The organism is Leeuwenhoekiella sp. MAR_2009_132 (assembly GCF_000687915.1).
In the GTDB taxonomy this organism is placed as follows: Bacteria; Bacteroidota; Bacteroidia; order Flavobacteriales; family Flavobacteriaceae; genus Leeuwenhoekiella.
Genome location: NZ_JHZY01000002.1, coordinates 862,869 through 875,369, shown reverse-complemented (window position 1 = coordinate 875,369; position 12,501 = coordinate 862,869). Strand labels below are relative to the sequence as shown.

Annotated in this window: 13 protein-coding genes and 1 pseudogene; 10 read left to right on the top strand and 4 right to left on the bottom strand. The window is 36.5% G+C overall.

Going from position 1 to position 12,501, the window contains the following annotated elements; all coding sequences use genetic code 11:
- Window positions 1–50 precede the first annotated feature (50 nt).
- On the bottom strand, window positions 51–842 hold the full coding sequence (locus P164_RS03765) for a transglutaminase-like domain-containing protein (RefSeq protein ID WP_028375137.1): 792 nt from the start codon (window positions 840–842) through the stop codon (window positions 51–53).
- Between the two features lie 286 nt (window positions 843–1,128).
- Here P164_RS03765 and P164_RS03760 point away from each other — a divergent pair, with 286 nt between their 5' ends.
- The 7 genes and pseudogenes from P164_RS03760 to P164_RS03730 all read left to right on the top strand — a co-directional run bounded on the left by P164_RS03760 (window position 1,129) and on the right by P164_RS03730 (window position 7,681).
- On the top strand, window positions 1,129–1,686 hold the full coding sequence (locus tag P164_RS03760; protein ID WP_028375136.1) for a YeeE/YedE family protein: 558 nt from the start codon (window positions 1,129–1,131) through the stop codon (window positions 1,684–1,686).
- Window positions 1,686–2,098, top strand: a pseudogene (locus tag P164_RS03755) (DUF6691 family protein). Before P164_RS03760 ends, P164_RS03755 begins: the two are co-directional and overlap by 1 nt.
- A gap of 159 nt (window positions 2,099–2,257) precedes the next feature.
- On the top strand, window positions 2,258–2,866 hold the full coding sequence (udk, locus tag P164_RS03750; RefSeq protein WP_028375135.1) for a uridine kinase: 609 nt from the start codon (window positions 2,258–2,260) through the stop codon (window positions 2,864–2,866).
- Between the two features lie 61 nt (window positions 2,867–2,927).
- Window positions 2,928–3,221: an FtsB family cell division protein gene (locus tag P164_RS03745; RefSeq protein WP_051621281.1), complete on the top strand. Its 294-nt coding sequence runs from the start codon at window positions 2,928–2,930 to the stop codon at window positions 3,219–3,221.
- Window positions 3,214–4,575, top strand: a complete 1,362-nt coding sequence (locus P164_RS03740) for a methylmalonyl-CoA mutase subunit beta (RefSeq protein WP_028375133.1) — start codon at window positions 3,214–3,216, stop codon at window positions 4,573–4,575. Before P164_RS03745 ends, P164_RS03740 begins: the two co-directional genes overlap by 8 nt.
- The gene (scpA, locus tag P164_RS03735; protein ID WP_028375132.1) at window positions 4,568–6,700 is read left to right on the top strand and encodes a methylmalonyl-CoA mutase; all 2,133 of its coding nucleotides are present in this window, start codon (window positions 4,568–4,570) and stop codon (window positions 6,698–6,700) included. The genes P164_RS03740 and scpA overlap by 8 nt, the downstream gene beginning before the upstream one ends.
- 99 nt (window positions 6,701–6,799) lie before the next feature.
- Window positions 6,800–7,681: an SDR family oxidoreductase gene (locus P164_RS03730; RefSeq protein WP_028375131.1), complete on the top strand. Its 882-nt coding sequence runs from the start codon at window positions 6,800–6,802 to the stop codon at window positions 7,679–7,681.
- A 60-nt stretch (window positions 7,682–7,741) separates the two neighbouring features.
- Here P164_RS03730 and P164_RS03725 read toward each other — a convergent pair whose 3' ends face one another.
- The 3 genes from P164_RS03725 to P164_RS18565 form a co-directional block, all read right to left on the bottom strand.
- Window positions 7,742–8,896: a hypothetical protein gene (locus P164_RS03725; RefSeq protein WP_028375130.1), complete on the bottom strand. Its 1,155-nt coding sequence runs from the start codon at window positions 8,894–8,896 to the stop codon at window positions 7,742–7,744.
- Between the two features lies 1 nt (window position 8,897).
- Entirely contained in the window at window positions 8,898–9,710 is an 813-nt protein-coding gene (locus P164_RS03720; RefSeq protein ID WP_028375129.1) for a hypothetical protein, read from the bottom strand.
- An 82-nt stretch (window positions 9,711–9,792) separates the two neighbouring features.
- Window positions 9,793–9,972 (bottom strand): hypothetical protein, encoded by a 180-nt coding sequence (locus P164_RS18565; RefSeq protein ID WP_125411745.1) that lies wholly within the window; start codon window positions 9,970–9,972, stop codon window positions 9,793–9,795.
- A 274-nt stretch (window positions 9,973–10,246) separates the two neighbouring features.
- On the opposite strand from P164_RS18565, the gene P164_RS03715 reads away from it, so the two are divergent.
- The 3 genes from P164_RS03715 to P164_RS03705 are packed head-to-tail and all read left to right on the top strand — an operon-like array spanning window position 10,247 to window position 12,499.
- Window positions 10,247–11,014 carry a ParA family protein gene (locus tag P164_RS03715; protein WP_028375128.1) on the top strand — a complete coding sequence of 256 codons (768 nt, stop codon included), beginning with the start codon at window positions 10,247–10,249 and terminating at the stop codon, window positions 11,012–11,014.
- A gap of 2 nt (window positions 11,015–11,016) precedes the next feature.
- The gene (locus P164_RS03710; RefSeq protein ID WP_028375127.1) at window positions 11,017–11,916 is read left to right on the top strand and encodes a ParB/RepB/Spo0J family partition protein; all 900 of its coding nucleotides are present in this window, start codon (window positions 11,017–11,019) and stop codon (window positions 11,914–11,916) included.
- Window positions 11,906–12,499 carry a DUF5683 domain-containing protein gene (locus P164_RS03705; protein ID WP_028375126.1) on the top strand — a complete coding sequence of 198 codons (594 nt, stop codon included), beginning with the start codon at window positions 11,906–11,908 and terminating at the stop codon, window positions 12,497–12,499. Before P164_RS03710 ends, P164_RS03705 begins: the two co-directional genes overlap by 11 nt.
- Window positions 12,500–12,501 lie beyond the last annotated feature (2 nt).

The following is a 12,501-nucleotide window of genomic DNA, read 5'->3' as shown; positions in this document are numbered from 1 at the left end:
GAATGGAGTTCAGCGTATGCTCAATCTATATGGTAAGTAAACTTATCTCATTAAAATTCAGCAATACGCTCAACTTTTACAAGCTGTTCATAGGGAAATACAGATGGTCCAAATTGGTTAAAAACAGCCACATCTGCGGCATCGCGTCCTAAACCCAGAATAACGTAACCTCCTTGTGCTCCTCGCTGTGTAGCATCAAAGGTGTACCATCTGTTCCCTATATAGGCTTCAAACCAGGCGTGCATATCCATAGGTTGTAAATTGTATAAATACCCCACTACAATACGTGCAGGAATGCTTAAACTGCGGCATAGTGCAATTCCTAAATGTGCAAGATCTCTACATACACCATAGCGTTTATTGTTTACCTGTACCGCAGATAAGGGTTCATTATTACTGCCGGGTATATAACTTATAGTAGTACGCACCCATTCTGTTATTGCTGCCACTTGATTATAACCAGGTAATTGACCTTGAGTGATTGTAACAGCGAGATCGTTAAAATAATCAGACTCGCAATACCTACTGGGTAATAAATAACTCAATATTGAATCTGGTAAATTTTGAATTTCAACAAAAGGAGCTCCAAAATTTTGGTCACTATATTCTGAAGTGACAACGTCTGAGGTTGTAGCTATAGAAAACAAACCCTCTTGAGCTGTTAATCGCTGACACAAATTACCATAATTATCTGTAAACTCGCTTACAGCAGTGCTAGGCGTTAATTCATACTCCTGACGTTCTACCCACTGCTGACTTCCGCTGCGTGGTCTGAGCATGAGAATAAATGGGGTAGGTACTACAATTTCAAACTTCAAATTACAGGTAATACGTAGTCGCATAGTTTAAATTATAAATGCATTAATGATTAACAACTGTTTACTTAAGTATTTGCTTAGTCCAATTTCGATTAATTTAATAGGTTAATACCTAAAAATCAGATTTGTTTAACACAATTAGCGCATTAGCAATTAGAAGTATTTTAATTGAACTTTTTGCAAAATAGAGTACTCTAATTCTTCATTTTAATCAATCTGTGTAACTCAGGTTACGTACATCTCATGCAAGTTTGTAGTTCTTTGCTCGACTTATAGACAGTTATATAATAAACCCTATTAAACCCTAAATATGAATTGGATTTATAATCCCTGGCCCTGGTATGTTGCCGGCCCTTTAATCGCCCTTACAATGTTTATACTTCTTTATGCAGGTAAACAATTTGGGATGTCTTCAAATCTTAGAACCTTATGTTCTGCTACAGGTGCAGGTAAAGCATCAGACTTTTTTAAGTTTAATTGGAAAAATGAAAAATGGAATCTTACCGTAATGGTAGGTGCTGTTCTAGGTGGCTTTCTTGCTTCACAATTTATGTCTAACAACACGGTTGAACTTGCTCCAGATGTTATCACTACTTTAAAGGGATACGGGATCAACAGCGCAGGGGAAGCCTACCTCCCTACCGAAATTTTTAGTCTAGAAGCATTAAGTAATCCTGTGAACTGGTTTATTTTAATCATTGGTGGGTTTCTTGTGGGCTTTGGAGCCCGCTATGCAGGAGGCTGTACCAGTGGTCATGCCATTTCAGGATTGAGTAATTTACAATTACCCTCGCTTATTGCAGTTATAGGTTTTTTTACAGGCGGCCTTATAATGATTCATTTTATTTATCCCCTAATTTTCGCATAATGAAAACAATAGTTTATCTAATAATAGGTACTTTTTTTGGTATCGTAATGTATAAATCTGAGGCGGCGTCCTGGTTTCGCATTTTTGAAATGTTTGAATTTGGTTCTTTCCATATGTATGGTATTATAGGATCTGCATTAGTTCTGGGCGTAATAGGAGTACAAATCATAAAACGCTTTGACATAAAAGCAATTAAAGGACAGGATATGCACCTGAAGCCCAAAAATAAAAGTGTTGCTCGCTATGCTATTGGCGGAATATTATTTGGTTTAGGATGGGCATTGGCAGGTGCCTGCCCGGACCAATGTATGTACTTGCCGGCGCAGGTTATCTATCGATTTTAATTGTGATTTTAGGAGCCCTTCTGGGCACCTTTATCTACGGAATTGTAAAACATAAACTTCCGCATTAATATTTATAATAGATCCTCAAGCGATATTAATCTAAATATAAAGTATTAAGCATCTTCTAATCCCTATTTGAAGGTGCTTTTTTATTTTGTGAATAAGCGGTAAATACTATGATGCACTTAGTGCGTTAAGTTTCCTATTTTTGCGCTAAATTATTTTTTATGCTTATTATAGGAATAGCCGGCGGTACCGGTAGCGGTAAAACAACCGTGGTAAATCAAATTGTTCAGGAACTACCGGAAGGCGAGGTAACCGTAATCTCTCAGGATTCGTATTATAGAGATACGTCTCATTTAAGCTATGATGAGCGTGTAAAAATAAATTTTGACCACCCTAAGTCTATTGATTTTGAATTGCTATGTCAGCATCTTGAACAGTTGAAACAAGGTGAAACAATAGAACAACCTGTTTATTCTTTTGTAAAACATAATCGTACCAGTGACAAGGTTATCACACACCCGCGTAAAGTAGTTATCGTAGAAGGTATTCTTATACTTACCCACCCCGAAATACGCGACCTTTTTGATATAAAAATATATGTTCACGCAGACTCAGATGAGCGATTAATACGTCGTTTAAAGCGTGATATTGCTGAGCGTGGCAGAGATTTAGAAGAAGTGCTTACCCGTTATCAGACTACATTAAAACCTATGCATCAGCAATTTATAGAACCTACTAAAGAGTATGCAGATATTATCATACCTTATAACCGATACAACAACGTGGCGATAGATATCGTTCGCAGTATTATAAATCAACGATTGGTTTAATTAAATTAGCTGTAACGTGTCTTTATTAAAAAAACTCCGTCAACAAAAGTGGTTCCGTATTTTGGGAAACAAATACGTGCTTATTTTATTGATTTTTACAATCTGGATGGTGTTTTTTGACACCAATTCATGGTTTATTCATAAAGAATTAAATGATGAGATAGATAAGCTTGAGGGCAACCGCGCCTATTTTAAACAAGAAATAAAAAATGATCGCGAGCAAATTAACAAACTCAAAGACAGCGAAGAACTTGAGCGATTTGCGCGTGAAGAATATTATATGAAAAAAGATAAGGAAGAGATTTTTATCATTGAATATGAAGACAGCCTAAAAACAGAAGAGAACGATGGATAACGCTTTATTTTCAGAATTTAATCCGGTTACGGCTAAAGCCTTTAAACAGAAAATACAATATGATCTGGCTGGTGCAGATTATAATGAAACGCTGTTGTGGTCAAGTCCAGAAGGGATACATATTAAACCCTTTTACCACCGTGAAGATTTGAATTCCTTATCGATTCCCGGTCATCCTACAAGCTGGTCTATTGCAGAAGAAATTTACATTAAGAAGCCAGAAACTGCAGCTCTTAAGGTACTAGAACTGCTTTCAAAAGGAGTTGAAGCGTTTCAGTTTAAGGCAGATCATAAGTTCAACATTGATCAATTACTAGAAAATCTTCCGCAGCAAAACCTGAACCTCTATTTTATTTTTTCTTTTTTAGATGTTTCTTTTTTTACAGCACTTTCAGAAAAAACCCAAGATAAAGGATTTACTTGTTTTCTAAATATTGATATTATAGGAAATCTCGCTGCTAATGGCAATTGGTTTTCAGATTTAAAACAAGATCGCTACCAGCTTAAAGAACTTCTTTTAAACGCAAAAAACGATAAAGTTGTAGGTATAGATTCTTCTGTATACCATAACGCCGGGGCTACTATTGTTCAGGAATTGGCTTATATTCTTGCCCAAACAAATGAGTACTTTAATCATTATGGAGATTTATTACAAAGTCAACGCTTCACATTTAGAGTTGCAATAGGTTCTAATTATTTCTTTGAGATTGCAAAAATAAGAGCGCTACGCTTGCTTTATGCAACACTGGCAAGCGAATATGGTTTACCCGAAACCTGTCACATTATTGCTAAACCGGCATTACGTAATAAGGTTTTGTATGATTATAATACCAATATGTTACGCACAACCACCGAATGTATGAGTGCCGTTTTGGGAGGTGCAGACAGTATTTGCAATCTCGCTTACGATGCGATTTACCATAAAACTAATGATTTTGGGCAGCGTATTGCACGCAATCAATTATTGCTCCTAAAGCACGAGAGTTATTTTGACCTGGTCTCAAATCCTGCAGACGGTACTTATTATATAGAAAATCTCACGCAGCAATTTGCTGAACAAGCCTTAAGTCTATTTAAAGATATTGAAGCCGGTGGTGGTTTTGTAACCCAGTTAATAGAAGGAAAAATTCAGAAAAAGATAAAAACTTCTGCAGCTAAAGAGCAAGAAGCTTTTGATAAAGGCGAAAAACTTTTAGTAGGTACAAATACGTACCAAAACCCTGATGATCGTATGAAGCACGATCTTGATCTTTATCCTTTTCTAAAAATGAACCCGCGTAAAACATTAATTGAACCGGTTATTACAAAACGTCTTGCAGAAGAAGTTGAGCAAAAACGATTAAAGGATGAGTAGAAAAAACCTTCAACATCTTAAACTAAAAACAGACCATAAAACCATATCTGTTACTGCAGAATCAAATGTTACTGCAGAAGAAATACACATTAAAAAGCGCTATACTTCTAACGACATTAGTGATTTAAAGCATCTTGATTTTGCTGCAGGAATACCACCTTTTTTACGGGGCCCTTACAGCACCATGTATGTGCGTAAACCGTGGACAATTAGACAATATGCAGGATTCTCTACTGCCGAAGAAAGCAATGCCTTTTATAGACGTAATTTAAAGGCCGGTCAAAAAGGACTTTCGGTGGCTTTTGACCTTGCTACACATCGTGGTTATGATAGTGATCACGAGCGTGTAGAAGGTGATGTAGGTAAGGCCGGTGTAGCTATTGATACGGTTGAAGATATGAAGATTCTCTTCGATCAGATTCCGTTAGATAAAATGAGCGTATCGATGACGATGAACGGTGCGGTGCTACCTATAATGGCGTTTTACATTGTTGCCGCAGAAGAGCAGGGCATTAAACCCGAACAACTTCAAGGCACCATACAAAATGATATTTTAAAGGAGTTTATGGTTAGAAATACCTACATCTACCCACCTACTCCTTCAATGCGTATCATTTCAGATATTTTTGAATATGCTTCGGCAAAAATGCCCAAATTTAATACGATTTCTATTTCGGGTTACCACATGCAGGAAGCCGGTGCTACCGCAGATATTGAACTGGCCTATACGCTTGCAGACGGTCTCGAATATTTAAAAACTGGCTTAGCTGCGGGAATGACTATAGACAGTTTTGCACCTCGCTTATCCTTCTTTTGGGGTATTGGGATGAATCACTTTATGGAAATTGCAAAAATGCGTGCTGCCCGAATGCTTTGGGCAAAAATCGTGAAGCAATTCAATCCTAAAAATGAAAAATCTCTTTCGCTACGTACCCACTGCCAAACTAGTGGATGGAGTTTAACCGAACAGGACCCATTTAATAATGTTGCGCGCACGACAATTGAAGCTGCTGCCGCTGTTTTTGGCGGTACTCAAAGTTTACATACAAATGCACTAGATGAGGCGATCGCATTACCTACAGATTTTTCTGCACGTATTGCACGTAATACACAAATCTATCTACAAAAAGAAACCGAAATCACCCGCACCGTAGACCCTTGGGCCGGTAGTTATTATGTAGAATCACTGACACATGAAATAGCAGAAAAAGCCTGGAAACTTATTGAAGAGGTTGAAGCACTGGGCGGAATGACTAAAGCAATAGAAAAAGGAATACCAAAATTACGAATTGAAGAAGCTGCAGCACGCAAACAAGCGCGCATAGATAGTGGTCGTGATGTAATTGTGGGAATTAATAAATACCAACTCGAGACTGAAGATGATATTGTCACTCTTGAAGTAGATAACGATGCCGTGCGTAAATCACAACTAGAACGTCTGGCTCAGGTAAAAGAAGATCGGAATACACAATTAGTTACTCAGGCTTTAGCAGCTTTAACTGAATCTGCAGAAAAAGGAAGCGGTAATTTATTAAATTTAGCCGTAGAGGCTGCTCGTAACAGAGCGACTTTAGGTGAAATTTCGACAGCCTTAGAATCGGTATTTGGGAGATATAAAGCAGAAATAAAATCATTTACAGGCGTGTATAGTAAAGAAGTTAAAAAGGACCCTGCTTTTGCAAAAGCCCGTGAACTCGCAAATCGTTTTGCCGAATTAGAGGGAAGACGCCCGCGTATTATGATTGCAAAAATGGGTCAGGATGGTCACGATCGTGGTGCTAAAGTGGTTGCAACCGGCTATGCAGATGTAGGTTTTGACGTTGATATTGGTCCTTTATTCCAAACACCAAAAGAAGCAGCAAAACAAGCTGTAGAAAATGATGTACATATTCTGGGCATAAGTTCGCTCGCGGCAGGTCATAAAACATTAGTGCCGCAAGTAATTCAGGAATTAAAGCGATTAGATCGTGAAGATATTATGGTCATTGTAGGTGGTGTTATTCCGCGGAAAGATTATCAATTTTTATTTGATGCCGGTGCTGTAGCTATTTTTGGTCCCGGCTCAAAAATAAGTGAAGCCGCCATTTCTATCTTAGAAGTTTTGATGCAAAGTTTTGAAGACTAAGTTATAGATATAGGGTTTCTGTGCGAAAATTAAAATTAATTGAACTTAACTATTCAATCTAAGCCTTTTAAACAGGCATAAAGAATTAAATACTATAAAATGAGCTATACCGATAAAATGTTGCGCGACGATGCGCTTAAAGGAAAAACAGTAGTAGTTACAGGCGGCGGAAGCGGTTTGGGTAAATCTATGACTAAATATTTTCTTGAATTAGGTGCCAACGTAGCTATTAGTTCGCGTGACCTTGATAAATTAAAAACTACAGCTTCAGCACTAGAAGAAGAAACCGGCGGAAACTGCTTTGCAGTGCAATGTGATGTACGTGATTATGAGCAGGTAGAAGCAATGCGCGATGCTGTTGTTGAGAAATTTGGTAGTGTAGATGTTTTACTCAATAATGCAGCAGGAAACTTTATCTCTCCAACAGAGCGGCTTTCGGCAAATGCTTTTGATGTAGTAATTGATATTGTTTTAAAAGGAAGCAAAAACTGCACGCTTGCCTTCGGAAAACATTGGATTGATGCTGGCGAAAAAAACAAAACTATTTTAAACATAGTAACAACCTACGCTTGGACGGGTTCTTCATACGTTGTACCCAGTGCAACAGCAAAAGCCGGAGTACTGGCAATGACGCGGTCTCTGGCTGTAGAATGGGCTAAATACGGCATACGTTCTAATGCCATTGCACCGGGACCATTTCCTACTAAAGGTGCCTGGGAACGTTTATTGCCCGGTGATCTGGCCGAAAAATTTGATCTTTCTAAAAAAGTACCCTTGCGCCGCGTAGGTAATCATCAGGAATTGGCAAATCTGGCAGCTTACTTAGTTTCAGACTTTTCTGCTTATGTAAATGGTGAAGTTGTAACTATTGATGGTGGTGAGTGGCTTGAAGGCGCAGGACAATTCAATTTATTAAAAGACATCCCTGAAGAGCTTTGGGACCAACTTGAAGCTGCTGTAAGAGCAAAACGTAAAAGTTAGTTTTCTTCAATAGAAACTAAAAAATCCCTTTAAGTCTGCTTAAAGGGATTTTTTAATTAATTAATTAAGTTTCGGTTTAAAAATAGCTGTATATCCTCGTTTTAAATAATTGAACAGAATAACATAAAATAGAATCACGATAATAAATTCCGCTTCAAAATCTGGGATTTGTAATTGTAGTATTTGTTTGAGCATATCCCATAGGTGTAACGGAAAATGAATAATCTCTTCCCAATTATAAAACAATTGATATCCTACAAAATAGATTACAATAAGGGTATTAAAACTTCCGTAAAGAATAAGACCTGTATTTTTTAAACGTTCTTGTTTTACAAATAAGGTTTGTGGCTTTGTAAATAAATCTTTAATTGCCTGAGAAGATTTGCTGAGTAAATTAGGTGTGTCTGTAAGATCTGATAGTAACCAATACCCATCAGAACGAATGAAAGGAACCAATTGAATTAGGCTATAAATACCCACCATAAAAGCGATTTCTGCAAATATTCCCTGATCTGGAAACAGAGAAAATAGCACTAAACTTATGAGTAAACACCATAATTGCATATAAACCCCGGCAAGATTACCTATTACACGCTCGCCTTTAGTAGCATGCCACATCGAAGAGATACTAGAATATAATACTGGGAAAATAACGTAAAACCCGCCTCCTATTTCACCATTACGTCCCGTAAATCTTGAACAGGCAGCGATGTGTCCTAACTCGTGAAAAATTATGGTTACAAAATATAGTACAGCTACTGCCAGAGCAGAAACTTCTGTTTCTTCAAAACTCCTAAAAAACACGGTATATAATGCCAGTACGAATAATGATGTAAATGCTATCCAAAAAAATACAGGTTGAAATAAAGGTTTTAAAGGTGTCGCCAGCTTCTTTGCTGTCGCTTCTTTAAAAATGGTAAATTCAAGTTTTATAAAACTCTTTTCCTTTTTTTTATCTTCCTGTTGTAGGTCTCCTAGAAGACCAGTTGAAGCGAGCTGAGAATTAATAAAAGCATCAAAATTTTCTTTAGTTAGCTCTATATCAAATTCTGATATAAACCTGTTGTGCGCATCTTCAAAAGAATGGGAGCGCGATAAAAGATCTAATAATTGTTTAGACTGTTGATTTATATTAAAATGTCCTTCAGGAGTTTCCAGAACCCAGGTATTAGCATTATAACTCGAGAGTTCATATGGTTTTACGATAACAGCCATTTTATTTTGTAAGCTCGTTTATAATATTTCTGTTGTGCTCAAGCATTTGAAGCATAGTATCAATCCAAATTACAAGTTCGTTTAAATTAAGTTTCCGTGCAGTACCCTGAGCTATTTTAAATTGACGTGTCGCATAAGAATTGCATTTTTCAGCTAGACCAGAAACGTAGAAAACTCGTTCTTTAAAACGATCTAAACCAGGCTTTTCTTCAATTTTATGTTCTAATATAAATTCATTAACAGCACTTATACAGTAAGTATGTTGATTTTTAAGAACATCTTCATTAAAATCTTCAATATCGTCTAGCATTTGCATACCATAAAATAATTGATTGAACAGTTCTATTACTTTTTTAGAATCTACATCACTTTTAAAAAGAATAAAAAGACCTTCAACCGGTATAAAAGCAGGTGCATGCTTGCTAAAACTATAAGCTTCAAAAGATTCTATAGTATGGTTAATTTGCAGGGCAGAATTTTTCATTTCGAGCACCAGGCCTTCATAATAGCTATTCATATAACTATTAAAGTGCTTCCAGAAATTATTCTCAGGTTCAAAGAGCTGTCCCAGGCCTAAAATAGCAGTTGTGCTATAGTCTTGTGCACGTTTAAGTGTTTCTGTCGCTGTGTCAAAATCTTCAACCCAATTAATTTCCTGATCTATAATACGATCTAACGTAAAGACATAAAAGATGTATTTATTCACAGATTTTTGAAAAGAACTAAATTTTTCCTCATTATCAATGCTAAAAAGCGGACTTAAATAAGGTACTAATTGCTCAAAGAATAAAGCAGATACAGAAGGTTTTGACATACTTTAAAAATAAAAAAAAGCTCAAACCATAAAATTTGAGCTTTTTTATTATTAAAAACTTAGAAAATTCTAAGTTAAAAAATTAAACTGGAGTACCTCCTGTGTTAGGACAAGATTTTGGTGCACAAGGGTCACATGGGTTACAGCTGTGTGTGTTATGGCCACAACCTCTGTAGTGACTGTGGAAATAAAATGTAAACTCTTTACGCTCCTCTAATTTTTCAAAAGAGAAAGCTTCTAATTGATTGGTAAAATTCTTCATAACTAATAAAATTAAGTTTGTTTAATTATCTTTCGAACTTACAGTTTCAATAGCTACCAAAAAATAATTTTCGGTCAAAGTATGGTATTCATAGATTAAAATTATCTCTCTCCATTAATACTTATTACGGTTTACAATATATTTTATTAATTGCCTATTTAATGTTTATGATTGGGATAGAGCAATTGTCGAGAACGATTAAAAGCTGTTAACAAAAAGCATTTTAATTGCGGGTTATAAATCGTACTTTCGCACTTCAATTTTTAAGATTTCTATGGGTAAAATAATAGCTGTTGCTAATCAAAAAGGAGGTGTAGGAAAAACAACTACATCGGTAAACCTTGCCGCATCCCTGGGTGTTTTAGATAAGAAAGTACTTCTCATTGATGCAGATCCTCAGGCAAATGCTACTTCGGGATTAGGGCTTGATGTAGAAAGTATTGAACTAGGTACTTATCAATTATTAGAGCATTCCAGCCCTGCTGAAGATGCTATAATGAAGACAGAATCTCCCAATCTCGACATCATACCAGCTCATATAGATTTGGTCGCTATAGAAATAGAACTGGTAGATATGGAAGAACGCGAGTATATGATGCGCAAAGCCATACGTCATCTTAAAGACAGTTATGATTATGTTATAATAGACTGTGCTCCTTCTCTAGGTTTATTAACCTTAAATGCACTTACCGCAGCAGATTCTGTCATAATACCTATACAGTGTGAATATTTTGCGCTAGAAGGTTTAGGAAAACTATTAAACACGATAAAAAGTGTTCAAAAAATACATAATTCGGCTTTAGATATTGAAGGTCTTTTATTGACGATGTTTGATTCTCGACTGCGACTATCTAATCAAGTTGTTGAGGAGGTTCAGAAGCATTTTGACGAGATGGTTTTTGACACCATTATACAACGTAATGTGCGATTAAGTGAAGCTCCTAGTTATGGCGAAAGCATTATTAATTATGATGCAGGCAGTAAAGGTGCGGCAAATTACTTAAGTTTAGCCCAGGAGATAATCACAAAAAATGACGCATAATAATGGCTAAAGCAGTAAAAAAACAAGCATTAGGTCGCGGTCTTTCTGCATTGCTTAAAGATCCTGACAATGATATAAAGACTGCCGGAGATAAAGGAGCAGATAAAGTTGTAGGGAATATTGTAGAATTAGAACTGGAGCAAATTGAGGTTAACCCCTTTCAGCCCAGAAGTAGTTTTAATGAAGATGCATTAAAAGAGTTAGCCTCTTCTATACGTGAGCTAGGCGTAATACAACCCATAACTGTACGTAAAATAAGTTTTGGTCAATATCAACTGGTATCTGGTGAACGTCGATTTAGAGCTTCAAAATTAGTAGGCTTAGAGACCATTCCTGCATATATACGTATTGCAAATGATCAGGAATCATTAGAGATGGCTCTTGTTGAAAATATTCAGCGAGAAGATCTTGACCCTATCGAAATTGCATTATCCTATCAGCGTTTAATTGAAGAGATTAACCTTACGCAAGAGCAAATGAGCGATCGCGTAGGTAAAAACAGATCTACCATTGCCAATTACCTGCGTCTATTAAAATTAGATCCTATTATTCAAACAGGAATGCGCGATGGGTTTCTCTCTATGGGCCACGGAAGAGCATTAATAAATATTGAAAGTACCTCAGATCAACTTGATATTTACGAGAAGATTATTGAAAATGCACTGTCTGTACGTGCTACTGAAAGTTTAGTAAAAAACTACAAAGAGGGTAAAGGAAAAGCAACACCTGTAAAAACTAGTGTTCCAGAATTTATTAAAGAAGGAAAAGAGCAGTTTGCATCCTATTTTGGCGCTAAAGTAGATGTAAAAGTTGCACAAAAGGGCAATGGAAAACTTATTATTCCGTTTTCATCACAAGAAGACTTTGAGCGATTAAAAAAACTAATTTCCGGTGCACAATAAACCTGTCCTAATTTTATTTCTATTCCTCTACAGCTTTGGTTTTGCTCAAACTGTAGAAGAAAAAGATGAACCCGAAATTACAGCTCAGGAAATAGATCCTGTATTTGAAGAATATGACCCCTTAAGACCAGCTAAAGCAGCTTTTTATTCGGGTATTTTACCAGGTTTGGGTCAGGCGTACAACGGTGATTACTGGAAAATACCACTAGTTTACGGCGCTGTAGGTACCGGTGTAGGTATTGCAATTTACAATCACGACCTTTTTCAGCAATACAGAACGGCTTACAAAGATCGAATTGCAGGACGCATTGATGAGTTTACGGTTATTGATGAAAATGGTAATGCCACACAAATTTTTACCGAAGATCAACTTATAAGTGCTCAGGATTTCTACAGAAGAAATAAAGAGCTTTCTATACTAATTACTGCGGGTATTTATGTTCTGCAGATTATTGAAGCAAACGTAGATTCGCATCTTTCTCAATATGAGGTTGAAGACCGTCTCAGTTTTACCCCATTTTTACAGCGCAGTGATTTTGACTTTTCAAATACCGTAGGTATGCGCATAACTTATACATTTTAAAT

What these genes read in the sequence shown, in the direction of transcription:
- P164_RS03765 (WP_028375137.1), bottom strand. Translation starts at nt 842, where the DNA reads ATGCGACTACGTATTACCTGTAATTTGAAGTTTGAAATTGTAGTACCT.
- P164_RS03760 (WP_028375136.1), top strand. Translation starts at nt 1,129, where the DNA reads ATGAATTGGATTTATAATCCCTGGCCCTGGTATGTTGCCGGCCCTTTA.
- udk (WP_028375135.1), top strand. Translation starts at nt 2,258, where the DNA reads ATGCTTATTATAGGAATAGCCGGCGGTACCGGTAGCGGTAAAACAACC.
- P164_RS03740 (WP_028375133.1), top strand. Translation starts at nt 3,214, where the DNA reads ATGGATAACGCTTTATTTTCAGAATTTAATCCGGTTACGGCTAAAGCC.
- scpA (WP_028375132.1), top strand. Translation starts at nt 4,568, where the DNA reads ATGAGTAGAAAAAACCTTCAACATCTTAAACTAAAAACAGACCATAAA.
- P164_RS03730 (WP_028375131.1), top strand. Translation starts at nt 6,800, where the DNA reads ATGAGCTATACCGATAAAATGTTGCGCGACGATGCGCTTAAAGGAAAA.
- P164_RS03725 (WP_028375130.1), bottom strand. Translation starts at nt 8,896, where the DNA reads ATGGCTGTTATCGTAAAACCATATGAACTCTCGAGTTATAATGCTAAT.
- P164_RS03720 (WP_028375129.1), bottom strand. Translation starts at nt 9,710, where the DNA reads ATGTCAAAACCTTCTGTATCTGCTTTATTCTTTGAGCAATTAGTACCT.
- P164_RS18565 (WP_125411745.1), bottom strand. Translation starts at nt 9,972, where the DNA reads ATGAAGAATTTTACCAATCAATTAGAAGCTTTCTCTTTTGAAAAATTA.
- P164_RS03715 (WP_028375128.1), top strand. Translation starts at nt 10,247, where the DNA reads ATGGGTAAAATAATAGCTGTTGCTAATCAAAAAGGAGGTGTAGGAAAA.
- P164_RS03710 (WP_028375127.1), top strand. Translation starts at nt 11,017, where the DNA reads ATGGCTAAAGCAGTAAAAAAACAAGCATTAGGTCGCGGTCTTTCTGCA.